This window comes from Alteromonas sp. S015, from assembly GCF_036864485.1.
Taxonomy (GTDB): domain Bacteria; phylum Pseudomonadota; class Gammaproteobacteria; order Enterobacterales; family Alteromonadaceae; genus Alteromonas.
The window spans coordinates 1-25933 of the sequence record NZ_JAZETO010000010.1; the positions used below are offsets into that span (position 1 = coordinate 1).

A 25933-nucleotide genomic window follows, 5' to 3' on the forward strand; every position below is an offset into this window, starting at 1 on the left:
TTCTTCTAAACTCCCGTCTTTACTGGCCTATAAAGGTAGTAGAGACTTACTCCAGGAGGCTTGCTGTTTTGCTTTCCCCCCGAAGCGGATGCGCATTTTAGGGAAATGAGCGCTCACGTCAACACTTATTTTAAAAAATTTGAAAAAACTGAACCAAACGACTAATTTTCATTCAAATGTGATAATTAGTAGACAATATGGGCTAATTACTAATAGGATAGAACTTCAGATCCTATAAAGTTGTAGTTCTTAAAGTAGTATTTGATCCTGCCGTTATTATAGAAGCGCTTAGTATAAGCGATAAATGTTAAGGCTTGCGTAAGGGAATACGTGTAAGAAGATATTAGCGTAAACAAGTAATAAACTTGTGCTTTGTTTTCGTTTTAAATGTATTAATACCGGTAGTGTCATAAATTGACTACGCAATAATTATAAAGGTGGGTTTATGTTACGAACTCTTACATTGCTATCAGCAGCAGTACTAGCTTCTCATGTTAGTTATCTGGCAATGGCACAAGACGCTTCTTCTAATGAAGTTATCCAGTCATCTGCTTCAGCGAGCGTAGAAAAATCCGTTGAAGAGTCGAACCGCTTTCAAACAACCTTTCTAAAACGTCAAGTCGACCAAACCATGTCTGTAGGGCGTGCTATTAGTTCGATAGCTGGTCATTATCCACAGGAAATAGTATCTATCGTCGACATTGCACTTGATACCTACCCTGATAAATATCGGGAAATTATTTTTGCGGCTATTTCAGCTCAACCTTCTTCTACCGAAGAAATCGTTCAGTTGGCTATTGAGAAAGAAGTAAGCAGTTGCCCTAATATCGTTCAGTTAGCTATAAAAGCAGAGCCGACTTATGTCGACTTTGTTGTTCACGCGGCGGCGGTATCAACACCAGAAGAGCTAGACGAGATTGTGCGTGTTGCCGTACTAACACAACCTGATGCGGCGGACAGTATCGTTCAAACACTATCTAAAGAGCATCCAAACAAAATCGTCGACATTATGACTAGCGCGTTAAATGCGGTTCCTTTTGTAGGTGAATATGTTGTAGACGCACTTTTAGCTGTGTTCCCTAACGAAGCGGAAACGGTAGTAGAAACGGCAGTAAGAGAGTCGGCGCAGCAGCGTGAGCAAGTAGTGCGTATTTTAAATACCGCACAACATGCCGGTGTATCTCAAGACAAGTTGAAAGAATACGCTATGTCGGCCGGGCTCAGTGAAGATGATTTTAATAGTGCACTGGGCAATTAATTAGCTGAGGGCTTATTCTTTTAAAGAGTGGCGTATCGATTTACTCAATACGCCGCTTTTGTTTAAAGCGTTATTTGTAATCATTAAGCAAAGCAGCTTCTTTATATAGCATTAGTTCGGCTTTTAATAAGTCAACCTTAGCTTTAATCTCTTTGATCTTCGCTTTGATCTCATTTTGCGCCCTTGCGTTTACAATGAACATGTCACTATCACCCGCATCAAATCGTGTCTTTTCCACTTTAGACAGTTTTTTAGCTAGTGCTGCATTTTCGCTCTGTAACGCCACAATATCTTTTGCTTGTGTCCAATATATCAAAGCTTGTTCAAAACGTTGTATTATAGCCTGCTGTGTTGAAGTGAGCTTGTGCGCAAGCTCACGCTGCTTTGACTGTAGTTGAGCGCGTTCGGCTTTCGCCTTTCTGTTGCCAAGCGGATAAGAAAACGACAAGCCAACTTTTGTTTCCGTACCTTCTAATGATTCAGAGCCCGCCCCTACGTCTCTAGCAATTGATGCCGTTAGATCGAGCTTTGGAAGTAATGCATTGTCTGCCAGAGCCACCTTATTTTGTACCACCTGCTGTTCTAGCTTCATTACGTCTAATTCTGGGTGACTACGCAAAGCGTTGCGAAGGGTAATGAGTTGGCCATTTCCAATCCAGTAGGGCCAGCTTATTTCATTGGGAGGTTGCTCACTATTTATTGCCAACATATCGCCACTTGGCGAGCGCCAGTAAAAAGACAGCATTTGTGCGTGCATGTCTCGCTTTTGCTTAAGTTCGGCCAGTGTTAAACGCTGCTGAAGTAAGTTGGCCTTAAACTCGGTAAGAACAATACTGGCTAAGTCGCCCTTTTCTACTCGAGTAATCAACGCCTTTTCACGCACAGACGCCGTGTTGAGTAACTCGGTGACAGCTTGAATTTGTAACGCACTTTCGTACCACGCAATATATTCACTTACGCCCTTATAAACAAAGTCATTAATAAGGCTCGCGGCTAATGCTTGCCATTGCGAGCTCGCTAAGCCAGCATTTCTCAATTCTGTTCTACGTTTATCTATTTCTCTATTCTGTAATAGCGACATGGCGACGCCTACACTTGCCTCACCTGCAGAGAGCGTATCGTAATACCCTTCATAACTAGGAAAGTCTCCCGCTGCAATTCGGTACTCACCAAATACAGAAGCATTGAAATCCTCAATAGGGTTTGTAAAACGTTGTGTAAGGTTTGTTCCATCATAATAACCGGACACTCGGCTTTTCGTTTTCTGCTCAATAAATGGGTCGAAACTGCTTCTTGCTATCTCAAGTTCAGCGGCGGCTTGATAGTTTCCTTCATTAATCGCCAACACATACGGATGATACCTCACCATACTGTCAATCAACGCTTCGATGGTTGGCGCCTGCCTAACATTTTCAGTTTGCGTCAGATCAGGGTTTTGCATTTGCGCATATGCGCCAGATTTAGTCCCGCTTATATATACAGCAAGTGCAGTTGCGAAGAACAATAACCTGCTTATCACCATATTGACGCTCCTGAGCCTTTTGCTCCAGAAGATGATGGTTGCTGTGTGGGTAATGGAGGGAAATTATTTAACTGTCTCCACATTTCATAACCCAATCGCACTTCTTCCAGAAGGACCCACGCCTTTACTCTACTACCCAAACGAGCAGAGCTCTCTGCTGGCCATGGGATGTCTGACTCGTCGGGCTTTATCCAAACATTAAAGTCTCCCGTTGCATTCGCTACTGGCTCTACATATACCACTTCGCCACCGAAGGTTCCTATTGCACTTCCCGGCCACCCGCTAAACTGAAAAACTGGCCAACCGTCAAACTGTAGGCGCGCTTTTGCACCAGGCTTTACCAGTGGTGCATCTAATCCTCTTACTGTTACTCGAACACTACGTTTGGCATCGGCAGGTATGAACTGACCTAGAATATCGCCCGATTTAACGTAGGTAGAGACGCCGCCCGATAGTAGACGCACCACTGTGCCGTCCACTGGCGCAAACTTGGTTTGGGTAGATTGACGAGACAAGGTCATACTCACCTCGTTAATTTCAGATACTGACGCTGCAGCCTTTGCCCTAAGCTCTTGTACCTTAATTTCAGCTTGCTCCACCTCTTTACGTGACACCAAGCCCTGCTCTTGCAGTGACGTTTGACGCGCCAAATTATTTTCGGCATTTTTCACCGCGGTTTCGTTGGCTTGATTTTTCAATTTTGCTGCTGACAGCTGAGACTGCAGCTTTTCGAGACGCTGCGCATCAATATCAATCAGCGTAACAATAGGCTCTCCCGCTTTTACTTGTTGCCCTTCTCTTACGTGCCATTGTTTCACTTGCCCATCGACAAGCGCGTTAATGGGCTGCGTTCTGTCTTTAGGGTCTAGCGAATCAACCATTCCCGTGCCATAGGCTGTTTGGATCCAGGGAGTAAAATACAGTATTGAGCCAGCGGCCAAGACTAAGAATATGATCACGCCGGTAATAACGCGATGTAGCTTAGGTACTTTTAAAGAAGGTAATGATGTAATGTTTTCTAAGAAGCGACGTTCGGCGTTATTCACTTACTCACCCTCCTTATTATTTTTCACATCGTTTGTTTGTGAGTTAGCCTTTTGTGCGTTGCTGGTCTGTGCATTCATAGCATGAGTGTTTTCTTGTAGACCGACAACTGGCGATTCACCATTAGTATACTCATTTAACATAGCAGTGGCATTGTCGTGTAAGTGCAAAACACCCTCGAAGCATTCTGGTATTGGCATATTGGTAAAGTAAATTACGGTAAAATCGTATTTGCTCAAACGTTTTAGCAGTCGTGCTCTTAACTCGACCGGTATTGCGTCAAAGTGCTGGTTTAATATAAGAAGCTTGGGCTTACCAATAATGGCGGCAGCCAGTTTAAGCAGCAAGAACTCAAGCGGCTGTAAAGGCGCACCTAATACTGACACTTTGGTTTGCAAACCTTCAGATAAGCTATCAATAACTTTGGTCATTTCTACTTCTTCGAGCGCAGCCCGAATATCGGCAATGCTGGCTTGGGGATGAGCCAGCTTTAAATATCGCTCTATGGATACCTCAATAATTAAAGAGCGATCTAAAATGGTGACCGCTTGCCTTAACTCATGGGTGTCATAATCGTTGAGGCTCATTTCACCTAAGAGTATATCGCCCAACTTAACACGGTCGTATTGCTTTAAAAGCCCCAGTAACTGCTTCTGAACCCAGCTCTTGTCGGTAGTAACAAAGTACTTTGTGCCTGGTTCTAATACCACATTCAGGTGGCAACTATCAGTACCATGCTTAAGTTCAACATTGTTAAACACGAGTTTAGACGATGCCGGAATATGCTCTGAAGCATTTAGCTCCTCTTGTGGCATAGCCAAAGCACCACCTAACTTTTCAGCCGCGCCGTAAAGTTCATAGTATAATTTTAGATACTGAGTAAAACGGGATAATCCGAAAAATACAGCAGACATAACCAGTTCAGCTGCAACGAGCTGACCAATAGACAACTCGCCTTGTACTACTAGCACGCCACCAATACCTAATAGCGATGCACTTGCTACGGCATACATCAATAGGAACATAACCACCTGCGAAAAGGTGTAATGGAAGTGGCTTTTATGTTTCTTAACGTAGTTACTAATGTACCCCTCGGTGCTGCGGCCGGCATACTCTACGTGATCAGCAGACTTAAAGAACTCGTGCGCTATCGCGATGTCGTGCAACCATTTCGCCGAATCATATTTAGCATGAGAAAGCTCAATCGCGGTACGCTTTGCACCTCGCCCCCAAATTTTCCACACGGCGTACATGGTTAAGAGAAGCACTACGTTGAACGCAAAAAGCGCAGGATGATAAAAGGAAACGAGTGTGAAGCCCACAAGCATTTGCAATACCAACGCGAAACCGTCAATCATCAGCGAAGGTATATTTTTCTGAAATGTCATAATGTCGAAATAGCGCTGCGTAATGCTTACGTTCTGTCGACCTTCAAAAAAACTGTGCGGAGCAAGAATGGTTTTAAGCCCTAAGTCAGCGGTAAGGCGCGCGTAAATCTTACGTTCGTAAAATTCCATAACGCGCATACGAAGGGCGCTGAATACACCTGAGATAAACAAGGTAAGAAACAGAATAACGGCCAGTATGATAACTGCACGGGTAGATCCAATGTTAGCGATACTATTAATTAGCGTTTGCACCGCAATAGGTACTGCCAGTGTCATCAAACTGATTGCTACGCCGTAAGCGATAGCAACCCAAAAGAAGCCAGCCTCTGGTTTTAGTAACGAAAAAAGAGTTTTTCGCGTTTTACGTAAATCTATTGGTTTAGCCATAGTTATGTCTTCAGTATACCGCTAGCTGAGAAAAATCAGTTATGTAATGTGGCATTGGACCAATGCAACATCGTTTATAGTGTATTGCAATGTTAATTCAGAATAAATCTGTTATATTCTTAATAGTTCATCGAAAATAATTGCGACTGAAAATAATGGGGTCAGAGTACTTTTTATCTCGCCTATTAGCCTAATAATCTATCGACTTAATAGAGTATGCATCACCTAAATTACCATCACCTATATTATTTTTATCTTGTCGCGCGCGAAGGCAGTATCGCCAAAGCGGCTAAGTTACTCCACGTTACCCCTCAAACCGTAAGTGGGCAACTAAGCACATTTGAAAGTCAGCTTGGTTATTCACTATTCGATAGAATAAATAAACGGCTGTATTTAAATGCACGAGGTAAAGTGAGTTATCAGTATGCCAGCGAAATATTTCATAAGGGTAACCAACTGGCTGAAATACTTAACAATAGCGATGAAGTGAATACGAAAGAATTTGTGATAGGTATTACAAACGGTATTCCAAAAGTACTTTTCTATGATTTTGTGCACAATTCCATGCGCACATTTTCGCAAGTTAAGTACGTTATAAAAGAAGATAGCTTTGATGGTTTATTAAAAGAGCTCGCTATTAACGCTATCGACTTTATCGTGGCAGATAGAGGGATTGCGCCTGGAACACAAATTAGTGCCAACAGCTTTTTCTTGGGTGAAAGCTCATTGAGTTTTTTTGCAAAAGCACCACTTAGTGAAAATTTACATTTTCCTGATTGCTTAAATCAAATGCCATTGCTTATTCAGGGTAATACTTCAGGAATACGGCAAGCACTTACTAGCTGGCTTGAAACCGAACAGCTCTACCCCAAAATTGTGGCAGAGTTCGATGATACCGCACTGCTGAAGTTATTCGGGAGTGAAGACTTCGGCGTATTCTGCGCACCTTCTGCAATTTCGAAACACGTAGAAGAGCAATATGGCGTGCACTGTATAGGTAATGCTAATACGCTTAATGAAAGATACTACGCTATTACCGGTAAAAGCCGAGCAGACTACACGATAAGTGAAGCAATTGTAAAATCGGCACGCGAAATATTAGCGTAGACCACTGAACGGTGCGGTCATCAACGGTGGGGTCAGAGTACATTTCCTTCCCCTGCTTCATTTACGCAGCAACTCCATCATCTGTATTTTGAACATAAAAGTTCAGCGTCAGCACTTTCTCTAGCACAAAACGCAATGCGTCGTTGATAGGCATTAGCCTTTCACCTAATTCATAATCTAGTTGTGCGAGCTTTTGTCTACCTTCAGCAATCATCGGTGGCTTTGCCAATGTAACCTGTATTGCACTGTTTGCAGCTATGTCATTAATCCATGACTGTTCTGACGTTTCGCAGTGCAATGGCTGTATAGCAATTAGCGCCGCTGCATATTTCTCAGGTACGGCTTGCTTTATAGGTTTGCACACCGAAAGGGTGGCATGGCCAGATTTTGTTTTATACCCCGCAGCACCAAACATACGACAAATACCAGGGCGATATTCATAAATTCCACAATAGCCTTCTGTACCGTCTAAACTCAAGCGCTGATACTGCTTGCATGCAAATCCACTATAGTTACTTAGTTCATCGAATACCTGTTCAGCTTGGCCGGTATCAAAAAGGTGTAATGCAAAAGGCAACATTTCTAAAGGCGACACTTCAATGTCGGGTTTATTGCAACATGCACCGCATTTCTCAACACAGTTTAGTGACTGACCTGTTTGATAAGCGCTAAATAATTGAGAAAGAGATTGGTAAACATCCATTACTTGGCTGGAAAGATCACGCAGCCTATTCATAACGACTCCGCTAATAAAAGCAAACTAAAACAGTTACCTGTTCATGCAATCATATAGGTAGGTAGCATGAACTCTACACTCTGTTTACCGGTGTTAATTACCCGTTTCACAGATGGACTAGAGGCAGAAATGTACTCTGACCCCAATATTTTAAAGCATGCTTCTTCCCCGCTGGATATGCGTAAGCATGAGGCTTAGTGGCAGGGGTTGAATTGACGCGGATTTTATTTTGATTTTAGGAATTTGGGAAGGTTTTTGTGACAAATCTATGCAATAAATCGCGCTGCATCAAAACCGTCTTTATTCGTTTAAATATCCCAATAACTTAGTATACTGGGGAGAGGATAAGCATTTAAAAACTCAAGGAACACTAATGAAGCCAGTTATTCTTGCAGGCGGTACAGGAAGCCGCTTATGGCCAAAGTCTCGTGCTGCTTTACCAAAGCAATTTTTGTCTCTTACTTCTGACAAAACCATGATTCAAGATACTGTGCTGAGGCTTAAAGGAATTGAGTCTCTTCCACCATCAATAATTTGCAACGAAGAACATCGCTTTCTTGTTGCTGAACAAATGCGTCAGATCAATGTTGATAATAGCGATATACTACTTGAGCCAGTAGGACGTAATACTGCGCCCGCTATTGCATTAGCCGCCTTTCAGGCCATAGAAGATGGCGCAGACCCAGTTCTACTCGTTTTAGCCGCTGACCACCTGATTCAGGATGGTGAAACCTTTCGTAAAAAAGTCAAAGAAGCCCACGCTCTGGCTGAACAAGGCAAACTGGTTACGTTTGGCATTGTGCCCACACAGCCCCACGTAGGTTATGGCTATATAAAAGCGGGCAATAAACTTAACATAGGGTTCGATGTTAGTGAATTCGTAGAAAAACCCGACATGCCAACCGCTACAAAATATGTCAATTCAGGCGAATACTTTTGGAATAGCGGTATGTTTATGTTCAAAGCGAGCGCCTTCTTAAAGGCACTTGAAGCTCATGCTCCAGACATTTACGCAACGTGTAAGAAAGCGATCGAGAAAACAGAAAAGGATCTCGACTTTGTGCGTATTGACCAAGAAATATTTGCTTCATGCCCGAGTGATAGCATTGATTATGCAGTGATGGAGAAAACATCAGAAGCGGCAATGGTGACATTAGACGCGGGGTGGTCTGATGTTGGTAGCTGGTCGTCGTTATGGGAAACAGGTGAAAAGGACGAAAACGGTAATGTCACAACGGGCGATACGTTACTGGAAGGCACTAAAAACAGTTATGTAAACGCAGAGCATAGTTTAGTCGCCGTTATTGGCCTAGAGGATGTGGTAGTCGTCGAAACCAAAGATGCTGTGATGGTGGCAAATAAAAAGAATGCCGAGCATATAAAAACAGTGGTCAACACGCTAAAAGCTGAAAAACGCCCTGAGTTTGAATTCCACCGAGAAGTCTTCAGACCATGGGGTAGCTACGACTCAATAGACAATGGCGGACGTTTTAAAGTTAAGCGTATCACCGTGAAGCCTGGTGAAAAGTTATCCGTTCAAATGCACCACCATAGAGCTGAACACTGGGTGGTAGTATCAGGTACCGCCAATGTGACCATAGGCGATGAAACCCAAATGCTGACTGAAAACGAGTCTGTCTATATTCCTATTGGTGCCGTTCACGCACTAGAAAACCCAGGAAAAATTCCTTTAGAGCTTATTGAAGTTCAGTCGGGTGCTTATTTAGGGGAAGACGATATTGTTCGTTTCTCGGATAGATACGGGCGTTCTAGTTGATGTCGTTGAGAGTGCATTAAGTATTCTCTCATCGATGCCAAAAACCTTAGTATTTCGGACACCTTAAATTCGGAAGAATAAACTGAACGAATTGCATAGGTTGAATAATCTGCATCACGCTTTGTTGTGCTACTCCTACAATAAAAAAGCTGAGATAAACTCTCAGCTTTTTTAATACGGTTAGCTAACCCTTCACTACTGGGCGGCTGAGGCCGCTTTACCATTGTTAGGGTCGTCGTTAGGTGTTGCTGCGTGATCAATACTGAAGCCATCAAAGCGAGACAAGCTATGGCGTTTTGCCATTTCAAATAGTCCACTGATTTCTTCCACAAATTTTTCTTCAGTATAAGTATCAGTCTTTTGTATATACAGCCAATACATACCGCCGTCAGTAGTACTCTCCAATGCAACTGGCCAGAAACCATAAAGGTGGGCCATTTGTGCAAAATCCTCAAGACTTGACATTATTCTACCTTGAAAGCGAAACTCCCATTTATACTCTTTCGATGTGTCGATCCCATTTTCTTCAAGCTGCTGGTACTGTTGTTTTAATTCGAACAAATCCAAAGCACCATCGAGTATATTTGTGCTTTTTGCTGTTGCATCTAATATTTTTGATTCACTGCTTTCTGCTGGTACGTTTGAAATTGCTTTTGGCTCATCTAACAACATTTCTGAACCACAGCCTAAGAGGCAGGTCGCCAGTAAAACAGGCACTAGTATTCGCATTTTTTATCACTCCTTATGTTTTTTCTTATGCGCGGGGTAAGTTAATCATGTAATGTCAGCTGTTGCTTAAAGGCCTCAGTAATCGCTGCAGAATCTTCTTCACCCTTTACAACATAAGGGGCAATAAGCACCATGAGTTCAGTGCGATCACTGGAATTTGACTGGCTTTGAAATAAATTACCGATTAAAGGTAAGTCGCCAAAAAATGGGACCTTATTATTACCAGAAGAACTGTTACTACTGATAAGGCCACCCACTAACACCGAACCGCCGTCTCTGATACTCAAGGTTGTACTTAACGTACGCGAGAATATGGTAGGGTTTCCACCTCCACCAGTACCTTCGCCCTGGCCACTGACCTCTTGGCTCAACGTAATATCGACCTGCCCGCCGCCGTATACAATGGGTTTAACAGACAAATTGTTACCCGTTTTACGATACGTGACGTCTTGCGTAATAGCCCCGCCTTCAGTGCTTGACTGGGTTGACGTTACAACAGGGATCTCATCACCAATGTTTATGGCTGCCTCTTGCCCGCTACGCACTAATATTCTTGGCGTTTGAAGAATATTTGCCCTTGAGTCCGAGGCAAGCATGTTTAACACTGCACGCGTATAGCCTGATGACGTAATCGGGAAAAAATTAAGCGTACCGTCGCTAATGCTCACCGAGTTTGATGGATTATTACCCGTAAGCGTAGAGTTAGGGTTATTGATTGCCCAATCAACCCCCATTTCAAACTTATCGGTTAATTTTACTTCGGCAATAACCACTTCTATTAGTACTTGCAACGGCGCTTGGTCGAGTTTTTCGATGGTAGGCAACATGGTTAGCCATTCTGAATTCGATCCGTAAAAAAGCAACGCATTTCTATTTAAGTCTACAACAAGCTTTTTTGATGTAGATTTAGTGCCCTTACTACTTTGCGCACTGTCCTCTGCATCGCTGTCTTTTTTATTACGAGAGAGTCCACCAGACAGCAAATCGTTAATTGAATCAGCCACTTCTTCTGCCGATGTGTTTTTAACCTGATAATAAAATACGTTATCGCCTTCAGCTTGCTTTAACGGCTGATCTAAGTTTTCTACCCATTCTTCAACAAACGATAAGGTCGCCTCATCAGTAGCAAATACAATAATGCTATCGGTAGCGTCAATCGTAAATAAACTCACCGCTCCCGCTCTGCCTTCTGCAGCGTAATAACCTTGCGCACGCAAGAGCTCGGTTAAACTTTTAGATAGCGCTTTGGCTCCAATAAACTTAGGCTCAATACGCATGCTATGGCGACCGCGCATTAAGGGCTGATCAACTAGTTTGACCACCTCGGCCGCTTGTTTCACTACATCGAGTGAACCTCTAAGCCACACCGCATTGCGTTCTGGGTCAGAGCTAAACTTTGCATTTTGTCCCTCAAACGCTTGTGCCAGCCAGCCCACCGCGCGTTGCGCCTGAACCACGTTAAGGTCCATCAAGTAAAATACGGGTCGATGGGTTGCAGGGACTGAGGGAAGCGAATCGCCACTAACCAATAACGGGGTTTCCGTACTTGCGCCAGAAGGAGAATACTCAACTTTTATAATGTCGCCTTCAGTTTTCAACGCCACGCCATATGCTTTTAATACTGTGTGTACGGTGTTGAATAACTCTTTCGGCGGAAGCGGCTCTTCTACGTTTAACGTTACCAGGTCAGTTTTGTCTTTTAGCTTCGGATCCAAATAATAAGACAGACCCAGCTGGTTGCCCAATACCTCGTTAACAAACTCTGGCAAAGGCAAGCCGGCAATGTTCACCGCTATATTTTTACCTTCCATTTTTACCACATCGTCAAACCTAAGTGCCGTTGTGGTATTTGCGTCCATGGGCGGCTGAGGTAGGTTGCGGTTAATACGGGATAAAGCACTGGAATCAGTGTTTGACTGGGCAACCTTATCTTTATCGCTACTCTGCGACTGACTCGCTTTGTTTACGATTAGGGGACTGGGCTTTACGCTAGTATTAGTAGCACACGACATAACTGACAATACTGCCAAGCACAAAAACGAGTGTTTTAATGTAACAACGCCTTTTTTATTCATACCACTTTGATTTCTAGTAAACACTATTCTATGACCCCTTCTCACCTTTTGAGTTACGTGACTCATAAAGGTGTTTTTCTAATTTTTTTCCGTCTATCTCATAGACAACTGAATCTTTACTTATGGTAACGACTGTTCCACCATCTGGCAGTGTGTCTTCCAGCGTGAATCGCGCAAACTTTTTTTGCGCACCGTTTTTCTTCTCTGGTGTTAAATCTGCTATGAAAGAGCGTGCACCATTTTCGTTAACTATGCCCTTTATCGCCCACTCAACTTGCTGCTTTTTTTCTTGTTGGGCTTCTGCTAGCCCCCATAATCCGCGATTAACCACAGCTTTAGACGAGGACGCATCGTATGGTTTAAAAAAAGATGCAGATTGCTGCCATGATTGATCACGCTCTTTCCATCCAATGGGCTCAACACTGGGTTTACCGATCCAAAAAGCTAACGCCGACACACTTACCAAAACAATGAGCGCAGCAAAAACTATTGGCAAACGAAAAATCACTTGAAAAGACATAACTAGTTTCTATTCACTATAAAATAAGTTGCGATTACAAGTTTAAATACTGGCTTCGACGGATGATTCGATACTTCCATGCGTTCAACTATAAATTTTTTTTCACTGGTTTCTAGCTTTTCTAGAAACCCAAAACTACTGTTAAGCTGAAAAGGAGCACTTATTTGACCTGAAATACGGTATATACCGTTTGCTTCATCCACTATGACAGGATCTTCTAATTTAATTTGCGCGTCGTTAACCTTCGCTTCACTTGCCCATGTTCTGAGCGTTTGGAAAGTTGCAGCTTTGGCTGTACCTAAAGACTCAGCTTCACCAAATTGCGCCTCAACATTACTTTGAAGCTGCTGTAACGCTTCTGCCCTATCGAACCATTCTTTTTCATTTGCAGTACGCAGAATTTTGGCTTCTTTGTCTAATGCTTTATTTAGCTCTACAAGCATGGTCTCTTTGTAATCTGCAATTAGCAATACGGGATACGCCAATAAAATGAGAGCAATTATCCACAGACACACGCGCAGACGCGTATTATCTTTTACTTGCTCAACAAGCTCTGGCCAATGCCGCTGAAATTCTGCTTTAAAATCTACCACTGCTTATTCCGCTATTTTTATATTTATTGTGAATTTATTCTGTTCGTCACGCCTCAATGCAGAAACAGAGACACTTTTCGCCCATGTTAGTTCTTCAAATTTTTTCACAACATTGAGCGTATTTACTTTTCCTTCAGTTGTAACTTCTATTCTTGCCCCCTGAAAGTCCCATTCTTTAAGAACCAACTTATCGCGTTTTAGCACCTTTGATACGTCGGCTAAGAGATTCATTTGCGAAGGATAATCAATTAGGGTTACTAAATTCGATATTTTATCATTCGCTTGCTCGGCAGTAGAACGGGCGGTTAGCACAGGCTCAACACTTTGTTCAATATCCGCAACTCGCTGATTTACACTGCTCAGTGATATGGACGTGGCTAGCGTAGCAGATATAATCCACGCGTAAGCCAAGATGAGTAGACCCACCGATGCCAGAATTACTGTTTGCTCCCAAGGCAGATTTTGGAGGATGGTCAAGTTTTGGTTTTTTGCCCCCCAAGGCGTTGGTAGCAGCGACATTTCGCCCTTGTCTTTGGCTAAATGGCTCATATCTCTTAGGGCTTCCCAAGACAAAGCAACGCCATTTGGCACTTCAAGTGTTCGAATAAAGAGTTCGAAACGCGCTGCATTGGGCTTAGTGGCGAACCATTTTTCGGCTATTAAGTTACCCTTAACCCAAATTTGAAAGATATAGCCTTTGTCCTGTGATGCTATCCATCGGCTGCCATCTTCTTCCATCGGACTGTAATACACTGTTTCTGGCAAAACAGAAACCAGCTGCACGCCAACCTCTTCTACGCTACTTTCAACTAACGTTTCATCCCACGCCCACACGCCGGCGTAGTTCTCGGTCCACATTACATGTAACCCAACTTGCTCGAACGGCGCCCATCGTCTTACTAAAACTTCAAGCGCTTCTGCTCTATTTTTTGATGGCAAGTTGTCAATAGCGAATAGTTTAAACAAACAAAGGTTGCGGCTTAAGATCCACTGGGCACGTGAAGTAAGACTAGCAGGAAGTTTTACACCTTCTGAGGTCTGAACGTAGTGGCTAGCGGAAAAAGGACGTTTGAGGCTGTCGCGGTTCAACAAGGGCATTGGTATCCGTTAAAGGTACTGTTAAATCACTATGAATAACCCAAGGGCTCCTGCCTTGGGTAGGAAAGTATACATTTAATTCTCGCTTAAGTCTTGTACCTGAAGTGTAAAACGAAAGCCGAAAATGCTCTGAAGTATAGAACTTAATTTGCTCCCAATGCGCGTACAAATCTAGCCCGGTTCTGCCGGCTAGATCCTGCATATTTTTATACGGTGCTTGTGCTCTCTCATCTATTAAACGTTGTGCCTGTGCTTCGGATAAATCAAACGCCACTTGCGCGACCTTGGCCGATATTGCGTTAATATTATAAGGCTCGGTTGATACCGCTTCTATGGACGATAACGCACTTTCGTTTGTCCACAAATCGCTTACTGCTTTCCAACCCATCACATTTTCAAGTTCATATTTCGAACGCAACGGGCCATTTCTTAATACAGTCAGTCCTTGACGAAGATATTGAAAAGCCTCTGCCCCATTTGGCCTAACGACATCATCTTTGTCAATGTAGTCCTGAAGACTCATGAGCAAGGTTTGCACTTGTTGCTCACCAACCCCAGCTGCCAGTAAAAATTTTTCCATATGTTGCGATGATGGCGAGTTGATTGGAATTAGCCCTGCCATATCTTTTATTGAAAACAATGCACTTTCAACGCCTTTGTATACTGTGTCATTGGTTAGCAGCTCGTTACCCGTTACAGACACCGTTTTGCTCCCCATGTCATCAACAACCACGCTTGCTCCGCCAAGAAAATCATCTAACGATATACCTACTTCTTGGGGATTACTGTTAGTTTCTTGAGGCATAGTAATCCCTGCTGGCGTAGATTCCTGGGTTGCGAGCAAATACAATAAAACCTGCTGAGTTGACGACGCATCTATGCTCGCCGCGTTCGTTCTATTTTGCTCTATCGCAGTGTTTAAACTACTTTCGACCCAGATCGCAAAGGTGCTTACCATCAATACTAATGCGGCCATTATCCAAATTGATGCAACCAGCACGAACCCGCTAGATTTTTTTATGCTGTATCTCATAACGCGAAGTCCGGTAACGGTTCAGAGTTATCGCTTATTGATACGTACCAAAAGTAACCGCTCTCGCCTTGTTCACCCGATAATAATATGCCATTGGGTAACGGTGAGGATTTCGAGCTATTAGAAGCATTTGAAAATGCGGCTGGCATTAGGGAGTCTTCGGGCGGCCATTCGTCATGGAATACGCCCTCTTCGTCTAAATATTGAAAAGACTGTTCTCTTCCACGCCAACTGATTATTCTTATCGGTTCTTCATCGGCTTCAGAATAGAAAAGTGACGTGTTTTCACCATCGTATTCAATGCGCCACTGTACTTGAGTTGGCACGCCTAGTTTATTGTGCAAAGGCTGTAGTGTGGTGCCGGAAAACTGATTGTTGTCGCCTTGAAAGCGGTCATCTGGCGCGGTGTCTTCACGTATGATTGCGCGCGTAACAAGTCTAAACCATTGCTCTTTAAGCTCAACATTTTGGACGGTGACCAGCTGTACTCTTATTCGCTCCTGCAGACCTATAACAAAACTAAAGCCCTGCATAAGTAAAACGGAAATCAGACTGACAATTACCAACACCACCATCATTTCTAATAAGGTGAAGCCACGCTCAGCACGCTTTGGTTTCATGAAATTAAAAGACATCGTATGGCACCGAGTTATGTCCTACTTGCATTGTGCTAAATGCCATAATTTGTTCTGTGTCTCGGCTCACATCCACCGAAACCCGGTACAAGCCAAGCTCAAACTGTGATTGGCCGCCATTTGAATTAAGCCCTTTTTTAATAGGCTCAACCAGTTCGGCACGCCACGCTATCGTCACGCCGCTTATCTCTTCTTCTCCAGAAGGCTGACGCATTACGTTAATGTCTGAAAGGTATTCGTTCACATTGCGCTTTATTAAATTATTCACGCTTTGTTTCTCGATTTTTTCAATGGAAATGAGTAAGTTGCTAATCCATGAAAACGTCGCCATTCCGAGCATAGTAACCAGAAGTAAGGCCACTATTGCCTCTAGCAATGAGAAACCATGGCTATAGCTTTGACGGATGACATGCATAATGTTATTGGACTTGTACGGTACACGATGGGGGGGTGAGTGTCAGCAGAAGTTCCCGATTCTCCTTCACAAACCGTGCTTCCCCACCCATACAAAACCCCAATGAAGAATACGTGATTTCTGTGGTCTGCGCCGGGTCGAGTACCCAACCTTGCGGCAGGGTAATCAATGATTGCTCTTCGTCATTCGCCAGACTATGTAACTCGAAAGGCTGACCACTTTTGTACACGTTGAACGACAAGTTCTCTAATTGAAACAAAATATCATCGCGCTCTAGCGAAAATTGAACCGACTGATAAAGCTGCATCACTTTTGGTGTCGCTATACCCATCAGAAGCCCCATTAACACAAGCACAACTAATAGCTCAAGAAGCGTATAGCCCTTGCTGCTTAACTTGCCGAAATAGTGAAAAGCCCGGTTCATTTAACGATGACTAATCTTTGGTAGGCACGTATCCGATGTCGGTATCATAATCTTCTCCGCCTAACTTGCCATCAGCACCGAACGAATATAAGGCAAAAGGCTGAGATTTCGTTTTTTCATTTGAGTATTGATAAGGTCTATCCCAAGGGTCAAGCGGAAGCTCGCCATCTAAATAAGGCCCATCCCAATTACTATCGTTACTTACATTATCTATTAGCAGTGCTAACCCTTCTTCTTTAGAAGGAAAACGATTTATGTCTAAACGCATGGTTTGTAGAGCGCCTTTCAACATAACCACCTGCGTTTCAGCTGTTTGCACTTTTGCCTTGTCAGCTTGCTTAAATACTCTTGGGCCCACAAGCCCCATCAACAGGCCTATGATGACCAGTACAACAATCATTTCTAATAACGTAAAACCACTATTTTTTGACTTCAACATCACTCTCTCTTATCTCTTTTCTCTATTATATGGCTATATCATTTGCGCTTGTTATCGCAAGTATAACACCCATAATAATCACACCTATCACAACACCAATGACCAATATCGCGATGGGTTCAATTAGCGACAAAAGTGTTTGCATGCGCTTTTTACTGGCTTGATCGTACAGCTTCGCTACAGACGCCAACGTGCTTGATAAGTCACCCGACTTTTCACCTACTTTTACGAGGTTTACCGTTGTGGATGACACCACATTTTCACGCCTAAGAGCATCAGACAGGGACATGCCCGATTTTACCGACGCTTTAACTTGCACGAGTTTTGCCTTGCGCCATGGTATCCTGCTCGATTTAGCCGCCAGCGTTAGTGCCTCTAGCATTGGCACCTTACTGCCTAACAAAATACCAAGCATTTTAGACCACACCGCTAAATCGCTTTCGTTAAGCCAATCACCTATAACAGGCATGCGGCTGAAAAAATTTAACAATGGGATTTTAAACCGCTCTTGCGTGGAAATAAACACGATAGCGGCGAGCAATAGTGCACTGCCGATGAATACACCTGTTTTATTCTCATCAACCCACGTCCCTGATGATATTACCATCCAAGCCAACATCGGCATATCGTCAGCGTTGCTAAGCAGTGAAGAAAATTGAGGAACAACAAACAGAAACATAATGCCAACAGCAATAATACCCGACAATACCAAGATAGCTGGATAAATCAGTGCACTACGTGTCTCAGATTGCACTTTAAGGTCATATTCCATTTGCTCTACACCCTGTTCTATAGAGGCGGCGAGTTTACCTGTGATCTCACCCGACTCAATAAGGTGTTGCATGTATTCTGGTAACTTTAAAGGGGTGTTTTTCACTGCTTGAGAGAAAGCGATACCCGACTTTAGCTGTTTTAACAGATCATTAAATATGGCTAACACAGCCTCTGAGTGAGAAGACTCACATTGCGCTTCTACGGCTTCCTTTAAACTTACTCCTGCCCGTAGCATGGTAGATATTTCGTAAAAAATAAGAATGGTATCGTTCTTTGAGACGTCCTTTTTCTTTGTTTTCGCCGACACTTCTGACGCTTTTTTGGCAGCTTTGAGGGTGGTCACTTTTAACTTTCGCGATTCTAATTCACGCGCAGCCGACCGAAAGCCTTCAGCGTCAAACTCGCCAGTTATTTTTTCGCCAGTTGTGTCAATACCTTCAAAGTAAAATCGACTCATTACACATTCTCATCAGCGGTTTTACATACCCTGAATACTTCTTCTACGCTTGTTATCCCCGAGTAGGCTTTAATCATGCCGTCCTCATACAGTGACCGAAACCCCTGACGTTTGGCTTCTTCGTAAAGCTTACTGACCGGAGCTTGGTCTAGTATTAAGGCACGCATTTTATCATTAATTTCGATGAGCTCGTAAACCCCAACACGTCCTTTATATCCAGTGCCTTGGCAAGCCTTACATCCTACTGCGCGGCGCCAGTTCGCTTCTTTTGCTATGCCAACCTGTTCGGCGAGCAGCTCTACTTTTGCTTTGTCCTGAGGCACATTTTGCGCTGGCTCACTACAATGTGAGCATAGTTTACGCAAAAGGCGCTGAGCTTGCGTAGCAATAATTGGTGTAGCAGCCATAAAAGGTTCTACACCCATATCGATGAGTCGTGGAAATGCACTAAGCGAGTCGTTTGTGTGTATTGTTGAAAGCACCAAGTGACCAGTAATCGCCGCTTGCATGGCGATTTCAGCGGTTTCCAAATCACGAATTTCACCAACCATGATTACATCAGGGTCTTGACGTAAAATTGTCCGTAAACACGCGGCAAACGTTAGGCCGATGTCCTCATTGGTTTGAATTTGAGTAATACCCTTCAGCTTAAGTTCAACAGGGTTTTCTACCGTGATGATTTTTTTGTCATTCTCATTAGACTCATCTAATGCTGTATAAAGGGTTGTCGATTTACCCGAGCCGGTCGGACCGGTAACCAACACAATACCGTGTGGCTGACGCACTAGTTTGGCCATTAGCTGCATCTGATCAGGCAACATGCCCAGCGCTTGCAAACTAAGTTGCTTTCGCTCCTTTGGCAGCAAACGCAATACCATCGACTCGCCGAATACACCCGGCAACGCGGATACCCGGATATCAATTTCTAATCCGCCTGCGCGAGTAGAAATGCTGCCGTCTTGGGGAAGCCTCCTTTCAGCGATATCCATTCCAGAAATTAACTTTACGCGTGACACAAGCGCATCAAAACGTTCTCTGCCCAATGTAAGCTTGGTAGTTAGTACGCCGTCGCATCGAAAGCGTACTCTAAAACTTAGTTCTTCTGGCTCAAAATGAATATCTGAAGCACCAGCATCCACGGCTTGGGCAAACAAACTATTCACGAGTTCAATGGTAGGGGCTTCTTCAGCAAGTTCTTTTAAATACGATTCGTCTTCGGGGTTGCCTTGATCGATATCACCTTTGATTTTATCTACACTTCGAACCAGCGCATCGAAGTCTTGCGACAGGATAAAACAAGGTAGTGTCTCTAGGTCAGGGCACAATAGCTCGACCGACGATAAAAGCGATTCGCTCAGGGGGTCACGAGAAGCGCACATTATTTGATGTTCTTGGCCCTTTTCTATCCAAAGCATTACTTTTTGATCGATCATCCAGTCAATATCGATATTGCGGTCGCGACATGTATCAACAATATTTGCCGCTTCTGGTAAGCCACTTTCTTCGGTTATTAATGGTAAAGAAAGCTGCTCGGCGAGGGTCTTCACCACGACTTCTTCTGACGCAGCGCCAATTCTAATTAATACTGCACCTAACTTACCACCTATTTCAGACTGGATTTTGAGCGCTTTTTGAAGATCAGCCTCTGATAAACTGTTTCGCTCACGCAGCAATGCACCAATTTTTTTAATCATCAATTCTGTTCGTCAACTTCTAATTGCGGTAACCCACATCCACGCCTCATTCTATGTATTCTGTATTATGAAATGACAAAGGCAAGTACGCTTTCACTTGTCGAAAAAGAGGCTGGATCAATGCTTATCAATTTATGCCAATTGTACATGATAAAATTCTGAACAACTAAGCACAATGACCAAATTCACCTAAACTCATCAATCGTAATGCCAGGTTTGCAAAAACTCTTGGCACAATAGTTCTACAGCTTGATGATTGTGATTTTGGGCTTTGTTTTCTCGCTTACGGCTAGGTTTAACCGCACGTAACGCGGCGGCGGCTACCGGCTTTGCGCCTATAGCGTGCGTTATTGAAGCTAGCACTTTTTTGGGGTTCATAACTAAATCTTCATACCGTATAACGGTGATCCTGTCTTTATCTCTGTGTATCAATGTTGCTAAATAGTTGAAGTAGAGAGCTCGTCTTGTTGGCAAATGATGCTCTTGTGCTATCAATGACAACTGACGTTTTTGAAACGGATCTAACAAGCTATCGCTCTGTAACGCAAAGGGAATAACCGAAAGATCTATCGCTTTGAGATGTGGGAAACTTCTTTCCCACGAGTTTAATACGTCAACTGGGTGCCTAATCATCACTATTTTTGGTAAATCAGGGCGTGCATCACAAAGGGTGCGTAATCGTGTTAAATAGGCCAGGGGATTTTTTGTTCCTAACACAAAATCAGGGGTGGTTATAACGGGTTGATAGTCTGAGTGTTGATCGAGTGCCGTTGTGTCTTCAACAACGCGACCATTTTCGTCAACCTTATTTTTTACAGGTATGCCGCTGATAATGTTGGCACGCAGTTTTCTGTAATACAAATCAAGTGCGGCACAAGACCCATCCTCGGCGAGGGCTGGAAACACTTCCTGAGGCTCATTGATGACGACCGTATTCGGGCTTTGGTGAAGCAAATTACACAGCAGACTCGTGCCTGAGCGGGGCAGACCTGTAACAATAAAGTCGTTACGTGCTCCTACCTTGTATTTAGAAGAATTAGCGCGCGCTAATTTAATTAATGCCAAGCGCGATGGTTTCTTGAGCATAATTTGCTTATCGTACCGACGCAATATACTGGCCCAATTTGCATTTGCCTCAATCGCCGATTTTAGCTCACAGTGCTGGTCACATAGTTCCCCTACAAGCTGACTTAATCGACCTTCTTCAAAAATTACATCCGGAGAATGATAGTGGCACAACACTACATCATTATTATTTGGTAGCGACTTTAAATGCGCAGGATAGTTAAATGCCTCGCTGGTTAGTTCAAACGGGTAGTCTAGACTGACTGCCGCCACGGGAAGGGTGATTTGATCTAGCCAAGGTCGTTTGTTGGTAATTTGTTCGTTGTCATCCACTTTCTTTGCGATAGAAAGCCAACTCGAAGCAAATTTTGCCCCATTTTTCACGCAAACTACCCCCGCGTTGAAATAAGGGAGCATTGGCAATCGAGACACTGTAGACAGCACTTTAAAGTCGGGCACGTTAAGTTCGAACATGCCATAAACGCTTTCCCACGCGGTGTCATTTTCACAAAATGTTGCGAGGTCAGCGGGTTTCGCTTTCATGCCTTCAGTCTGAAGCGCAGTGATATCGAAACTATCTATACACAGTATGTCGCTATCTAGAAATAACGTGCAAGACGCATTGGTATCCACGCCCATTGCCGCTAATTTATTACCAATAGGGTATTCCTGTTTAAAAGGCGAGCTAATATTTTGCTCTGTCACTTTTAGTTTTGCTAATAGCTGGCGAGTACGTGGTGATATATCACCCCATAGATCAGGTTCTGGGATAGCCGCTATGAGCTCGACATCCTTCTGTTTTAAGTGCTTTCTTAACGACGCAGCTAAAAGTAATGCTTTAAGTTCTAACTCACCGGACTGGCAAATAAACACAATACATGTGTCTGAAGTCATAAAAGTTATTTCCACCTCATCACTGAAAACCGTTAAAACTGATAACCGAAATATTCAAGATCGAGAGCAAAGCGTTGCTCTATAATGGCGCGTGTATGCGGACTGTAATACGTTCTATAGTTGGCGTGCGTGGATTTATTCGTATGTGGCATCTTGCTATCGGTTATACCAAGACGTTGACATAGCTTGTCTATATCCTCCGATATATTTTCAAACTGTCCAATAAAATCTACGTTTATCTGCCCGCTTGTATCTTTTAAGTAATCAATTTGATTATATAAAAATGGCTTCCACCCCGAACGGTCTTCAGCATGCTGACAGTTAAGTATAAACTCTTCGAAATTATTCGATTCACTTAACACGTGTTGCCAAATCTTGTTGTACCCCGGCGTTTTGCGTTTTTCTTCTTCAGTTAGCAACACACCGTGATGCTCAATCATGCTGTACCAAGAGACAAGCCTATCGAAAGGGTTTCTTACAAACGCAGCTTTAAAATACTGGCTAAGAGAAAGCGGTAATTTTTGCTCTGCAACAGCGATTGGATCGTGAGGTCGCAATATTGGAGTTATATCAGGTAAATGTTGCTTGAGATGGCGAGTTAGACTTGTACCTGCCGTCTTCTGAATATGTACAAATAGAAACTTTTTCGATTCACTAAGTAACATTTTTGCCGCTTATAATTGTTTGTTCACGCAGCGAAATAATATCATGTTCACACGCTAATAGGATATGTATATAAGTGAAGAAAGCCACTGGCACCGATGCTAGCGGCTAACGAATTGGAGGTATCGAACTAGTCGGCGTTGAACAGATCTCGGCTGTAAACTTTATCTATAACATCTTCGACATCTTTAGTGATTCGGTTTGCAACAATCACATCTGATAAAGACTTAAATTCCTCCAAATCATTGATAACGCGAGAGTTGAAAAAATCGCTTTCTTTGAGAACTGGCTCGTAAACAACAACTTGTATGCCTTTTGCCTTTATCCGCTTCATAATGCCTTGAATAGCACTTGCACGGAAGTTGTCTGAGCCGGATTTCATTATTAGACGGTATATCCCCACGACTTTCGGATTTCGGCTCACAATTGAGTCGGCGATAAAGTCTTTTCTAGTGCGGTTAGCATCCACGATTGCCTGAATCATATTGTTAGGCACTTCACTGTAGTTGGCCAATAACTGTTTAGTGTCTTTCGGTAAACAATAACCACCGTAGCCAAAACTGGGGTTGTTATAATGGTTGCCAATGCGTGGATCTAATCCAACACCTTCTATAATTTGTTTAGTGTCTAATCCATTGCGCTCTGCATAACTATCTAATTCATTAAAGTACGCTACGCGCATGGCTAAGTAGGTATTAGCAAACAGCTTTATCGCTTCAGCTTCTGTACTGTCTGTAAATAGTATGTCGATATTTTCTTTTATCGCGCCTTGCTGAAGCAATTGTGCAAAAACTTCCGCTCTTTCACTGCGCTCGCCAACAATAATGCGGCTGGGATACAAGTTATCATAAAGCGCTTTGCCTTCGCGCAGAAACTCAGGCGAAAAAATGATGTTGTCTGAACCAAAGCGTATTTTGGCTTCTTTTGTAAAGCCCACTGGCACGGTCGATTTGACGATCATGACCGCATTTGGATTGACTTCCAATACGGCCTTTATTACCGCTTCTACACTACCCGTGTTGAAATAGTTTGTTTGAGGATCATAATCTGTCGGTGTTGCTATGACCACATAGTCGGCATTTTTATAAGCGTATTCTGCATCAAGTGTAGCTTCTAAATTCAGCGTTTTGGTTGAAAGATAGTCCGAAATTTCCTTGTCTTCTATGGGCGATTTTTTATCATTTAGCAATGCTACTTTTTCTGCGACTAAATCTACCGCTTTCACCTCATTGTGCTGTGCTAACAATACAGCATTCGACAACCCTACATAACCTGTTCCAGCTACCGCTATTTTGTACTCTCGCATTAAACTTTCCATTTCCTATACTCTGTGCAATAACTCAATAATAACTCTATGCCTTAGGCGCACGCTTACTTTCCACACATCAAAACGGTGCAACATCCTACCCTACTACGTCTAGCAGTAACTCTCTAGCGTCTTAATACTAAAACTCGCTCAGATCTTTTATGGCAAAATTTTCCCGTTTAAGGGTAAGGTTTTCGCTATAGAAAGGATCGCGTTTAATCACACCTTTCCACGTTTTTTGTAGATAGTCTAATTCTGCTGCAAAACGCGCCGCTTTCTCTGGTGTTAAATCTGAACCTCTGCTGACCGACTCATAATGATAGAGCTCTGCTTCTGCGCAGTACACGTTTTTAACGCCGAGTTCGGCTACTTTCAAACAAAAATCAACGTCATTGAATGCTACAGCAAGGTGCTGTTCATTTAACCCACCAACCGCATCGAAGAGCTCTCTCTTCACGAGTAAACATGCAGCGGTCACCGCACTATAGTTGCTCGTTGCTACTAGACGCTGTAAGTATCCCGCATGACTACGGGGAAAATACTTATGTGCATGCCCTGCTCCACCACCATACCCTAGCACTACGCCTGCGTGCTGCACTCTCTCATTAGCGTATAAGAGTTTTGCTCCTACGCAGCCTACACTGTCGCGAACGGCATGACCCACCATATAAGACAGCCATTCAGGATTAATAACTTCAATATCATTATTAATTAGCCCGATGATGCTGCCTTTTGCATGCTTCACACCAAAGTTATTGATGGCGGAATAGTTGAAAGGGCCGGGGTATGCAAAAACTCGAATATTAGAATATTGAGATAGTGATTCAAAATAGCGTAAGCTGTCGACTTCATCTGATCCGTTATCAATAAGTATAATTTCATAATTCTGATAGTCGGTCTTTTCGCGAATACTGTCGATGCAAGTTTTTACCAGTTGCCAAGCATTTTTGGTAGGAATGATAAGCGACACTAAGGGCTGAGTATCTGCTGGCCATAAAACATGGTTAACCTTCAGTTTTTTATTTACCCGAACCTTTGCATTAGACATATAGCTTAGCGCATCTGCTACTGTCATCAATCGCTCACTCGCGCCACAAGGCTTTGAGAAATCCTCATGTACCAGGGTTTTTGCTACATGACCTATGCTGTTACTCTTTTCGTTAAGCCAGAAATAAGCAACTAACTGTTCAATGGCCGTTATTGCTTTGCCGTTTAACCGTGATATTAAAGACGTTAACACTGAGCTGTGCGTTGCTACGCCTGTATGCACATAGCCAGTCGCGTAATGTAGGTCAGGGTTCCAATCAGGGAAAAACGATGGCTCTAAGAACCTACCATTTGCATCCTTAAAATCGATATCACAATAGACGAGCGCATTCGTTTGAAGCGCCTTCCCCATTTCTGATAACAAATAAGGGCTAACTTCGTCTCCACTGTTTAACAATAGTAAGAAAGTGGGCTTATCAATACTCGCCAACGCCGAGCTCATTGATGAATAAACGCTAAGTCCATTGATTGCCAGATTAACTTTCGACGCGGGGGCGATAACTTTCACGTTTGACAAAGGGACTAGTTTAGTCAAACTTTCTACCGTTCTGTGCACATTGTTATTGCCTAGCACTAATACAGTAAACTCAGTACTTCGCTGTACGTTCGGGAAAGCTTGCTTTAATGCCGCATTTTGTCGCGACAGGTACTTTTTGTACATCGCGAGGTGCTTTTTCTTACTCGGCCGCCCATAAAACAACCCCGACCGATGTAATAATTGGCTATATAATTCAACAAGTTTAGTGTTGCGTTTGAATTTGCTCTTAAGCTGATTAGGCATAAGCCCAATCAGTCCTTTAACAGAAAGCATGACATACTTGTTCATATAGCTTGCGGGTTCCTTAAAAAACAA

At 43.2% G+C, this 25933-nt stretch carries 24 protein-coding genes; 4 read left to right on the top strand and 20 right to left on the bottom strand.

Features of this window, described 5'->3' with window-relative positions:
* Positions 1-445 precede the first annotated feature (445 nt).
* Positions 446-1258 carry a hypothetical protein gene (locus V7R42_RS17350; RefSeq protein ID WP_334021600.1) on the top strand — a complete coding sequence of 271 codons (813 nt, stop codon included), beginning with the start codon at positions 446-448 and terminating at the stop codon, positions 1256-1258.
* 70 nt (positions 1259-1328) lie between these two features.
* On the opposite strand, the gene V7R42_RS17355 is transcribed toward V7R42_RS17350, so the two are convergent.
* Genes V7R42_RS17355 through V7R42_RS17365 form a run of 3 tightly spaced genes read right to left on the bottom strand, consistent with a single transcriptional unit; the run spans position 1329 to position 5599 of the window.
* Positions 1329-2780: a TolC family protein gene (locus tag V7R42_RS17355; protein WP_334021602.1), complete on the bottom strand. Its 1452-nt coding sequence runs from the start codon at positions 2778-2780 to the stop codon at positions 1329-1331.
* Positions 2774-3826, bottom strand: a complete 1053-nt coding sequence (locus tag V7R42_RS17360) for an HlyD family secretion protein (protein ID WP_334021603.1) — start codon at positions 3824-3826, stop codon at positions 2774-2776. The genes V7R42_RS17355 and V7R42_RS17360 overlap by 7 nt, the downstream gene beginning before the upstream one ends.
* On the bottom strand, positions 3827-5599 hold the full coding sequence (locus tag V7R42_RS17365; RefSeq protein ID WP_334021605.1) for an ABC transporter ATP-binding protein: 1773 nt from the start codon (positions 5597-5599) through the stop codon (positions 3827-3829).
* Between the two features lie 216 nt (positions 5600-5815).
* Between V7R42_RS17365 and V7R42_RS17370 the strand changes: the two genes are divergently transcribed.
* A complete protein-coding gene (locus tag V7R42_RS17370; RefSeq protein ID WP_334021607.1) occupies positions 5816-6706 on the top strand; it encodes a LysR family transcriptional regulator in 891 nt (296 codons plus the stop codon).
* A gap of 61 nt (positions 6707-6767) precedes the next feature.
* Here the strand turns inward: V7R42_RS17370 and V7R42_RS17375 are convergent, their stop codons facing one another.
* Positions 6768-7442 (bottom strand): YkgJ family cysteine cluster protein, encoded by a 675-nt coding sequence (locus V7R42_RS17375; protein ID WP_334021609.1) that lies wholly within the window; start codon positions 7440-7442, stop codon positions 6768-6770.
* Positions 7443-7508: 66 nt separating this feature from the next.
* On the opposite strand from V7R42_RS17375, the gene V7R42_RS17380 reads away from it, so the two are divergent.
* Positions 7509-7640, top strand: coding sequence for a hypothetical protein (locus tag V7R42_RS17380; protein ID WP_334021611.1), 132 nt, complete (start codon positions 7509-7511; stop codon positions 7638-7640).
* Positions 7641-7815: 175 nt separating this feature from the next.
* Positions 7816-9219, top strand: coding sequence for a mannose-1-phosphate guanylyltransferase/mannose-6-phosphate isomerase (locus V7R42_RS17385; protein WP_334021613.1), 1404 nt, complete (start codon positions 7816-7818; stop codon positions 9217-9219).
* A gap of 195 nt (positions 9220-9414) precedes the next feature.
* Here the strand turns inward: V7R42_RS17385 and V7R42_RS17390 are convergent, their stop codons facing one another.
* From V7R42_RS17390 to V7R42_RS17465, 16 genes are all read right to left on the bottom strand, one after another.
* A complete protein-coding gene (locus V7R42_RS17390; protein WP_334021615.1) occupies positions 9415-9948 on the bottom strand; it encodes a ribonuclease E inhibitor RraB in 534 nt (177 codons plus the stop codon).
* A 41-nt stretch (positions 9949-9989) separates the two neighbouring features.
* Positions 9990-12047: a hypothetical protein gene (locus tag V7R42_RS17395; protein ID WP_334021617.1), complete on the bottom strand. Its 2058-nt coding sequence runs from the start codon at positions 12045-12047 to the stop codon at positions 9990-9992.
* A 4-nt stretch (positions 12048-12051) separates the two neighbouring features.
* Complete coding sequence (locus V7R42_RS17400) at positions 12052-12543, bottom strand: hypothetical protein (protein WP_334021619.1); 492 nt, start codon at positions 12541-12543, stop codon at positions 12052-12054.
* Positions 12544-12545: 2 nt separating this feature from the next.
* A complete protein-coding gene (locus V7R42_RS17405) occupies positions 12546-13136 on the bottom strand; it encodes a hypothetical protein (RefSeq protein WP_334021620.1) in 591 nt (196 codons plus the stop codon).
* 3 nt (positions 13137-13139) lie between these two features.
* Entirely contained in the window at positions 13140-14234 is a 1095-nt protein-coding gene (locus V7R42_RS17410; protein ID WP_334021621.1) for a hypothetical protein, read from the bottom strand.
* Positions 14188-15267, bottom strand: a complete 1080-nt coding sequence (locus tag V7R42_RS17415) for a general secretion pathway protein GspK (RefSeq protein ID WP_334021623.1) — start codon at positions 15265-15267, stop codon at positions 14188-14190. Before V7R42_RS17415 ends, V7R42_RS17410 begins: the two co-directional genes overlap by 47 nt.
* Positions 15264-15902, bottom strand: a complete 639-nt coding sequence (locus tag V7R42_RS17420) for a PulJ/GspJ family protein (RefSeq protein ID WP_334021624.1) — start codon at positions 15900-15902, stop codon at positions 15264-15266. Before V7R42_RS17420 ends, V7R42_RS17415 begins: the two co-directional genes overlap by 4 nt.
* Positions 15892-16317: a PulJ/GspJ family protein gene (locus tag V7R42_RS17425; RefSeq protein ID WP_334021626.1), complete on the bottom strand. Its 426-nt coding sequence runs from the start codon at positions 16315-16317 to the stop codon at positions 15892-15894. The genes V7R42_RS17420 and V7R42_RS17425 overlap by 11 nt, the downstream gene beginning before the upstream one ends.
* A 4-nt stretch (positions 16318-16321) precedes the next feature.
* Positions 16322-16741, bottom strand: a complete 420-nt coding sequence (locus V7R42_RS17430; RefSeq protein WP_334021627.1) for a prepilin-type N-terminal cleavage/methylation domain-containing protein — start codon at positions 16739-16741, stop codon at positions 16322-16324.
* Positions 16742-16751: 10 nt separating this feature from the next.
* Complete coding sequence (gene gspG / locus V7R42_RS17435) at positions 16752-17180, bottom strand: type II secretion system major pseudopilin GspG (protein WP_334021630.1); 429 nt, start codon at positions 17178-17180, stop codon at positions 16752-16754.
* Positions 17181-17205: 25 nt separating this feature from the next.
* Positions 17206-18411 carry a type II secretion system F family protein gene (locus V7R42_RS17440; protein WP_334021631.1) on the bottom strand — a complete coding sequence of 402 codons (1206 nt, stop codon included), beginning with the start codon at positions 18409-18411 and terminating at the stop codon, positions 17206-17208.
* Positions 18411-20105 (bottom strand): GspE/PulE family protein, encoded by a 1695-nt coding sequence (locus tag V7R42_RS17445; RefSeq protein ID WP_334021632.1) that lies wholly within the window; start codon positions 20103-20105, stop codon positions 18411-18413. Before V7R42_RS17445 ends, V7R42_RS17440 begins: the two co-directional genes overlap by 1 nt.
* 198 nt (positions 20106-20303) lie before the next feature.
* Positions 20304-22064, bottom strand: coding sequence for a sulfotransferase family protein (locus V7R42_RS17450; RefSeq protein WP_334021633.1), 1761 nt, complete (start codon positions 22062-22064; stop codon positions 20304-20306).
* Positions 22065-22096: 32 nt separating this feature from the next.
* Positions 22097-22729, bottom strand: coding sequence for a sulfotransferase family 2 domain-containing protein (locus V7R42_RS17455; protein WP_334021635.1), 633 nt, complete (start codon positions 22727-22729; stop codon positions 22097-22099).
* Positions 22730-22857: 128 nt separating this feature from the next.
* The gene (locus V7R42_RS17460; protein ID WP_334021637.1) at positions 22858-24045 is read right to left on the bottom strand and encodes a nucleotide sugar dehydrogenase; all 1188 of its coding nucleotides are present in this window, start codon (positions 24043-24045) and stop codon (positions 22858-22860) included.
* Between the two features lie 127 nt (positions 24046-24172).
* Complete coding sequence (locus tag V7R42_RS17465) at positions 24173-25906, bottom strand: glycosyltransferase family 2 protein (protein WP_334021639.1); 1734 nt, start codon at positions 25904-25906, stop codon at positions 24173-24175.
* Positions 25907-25933 lie beyond the last annotated feature (27 nt).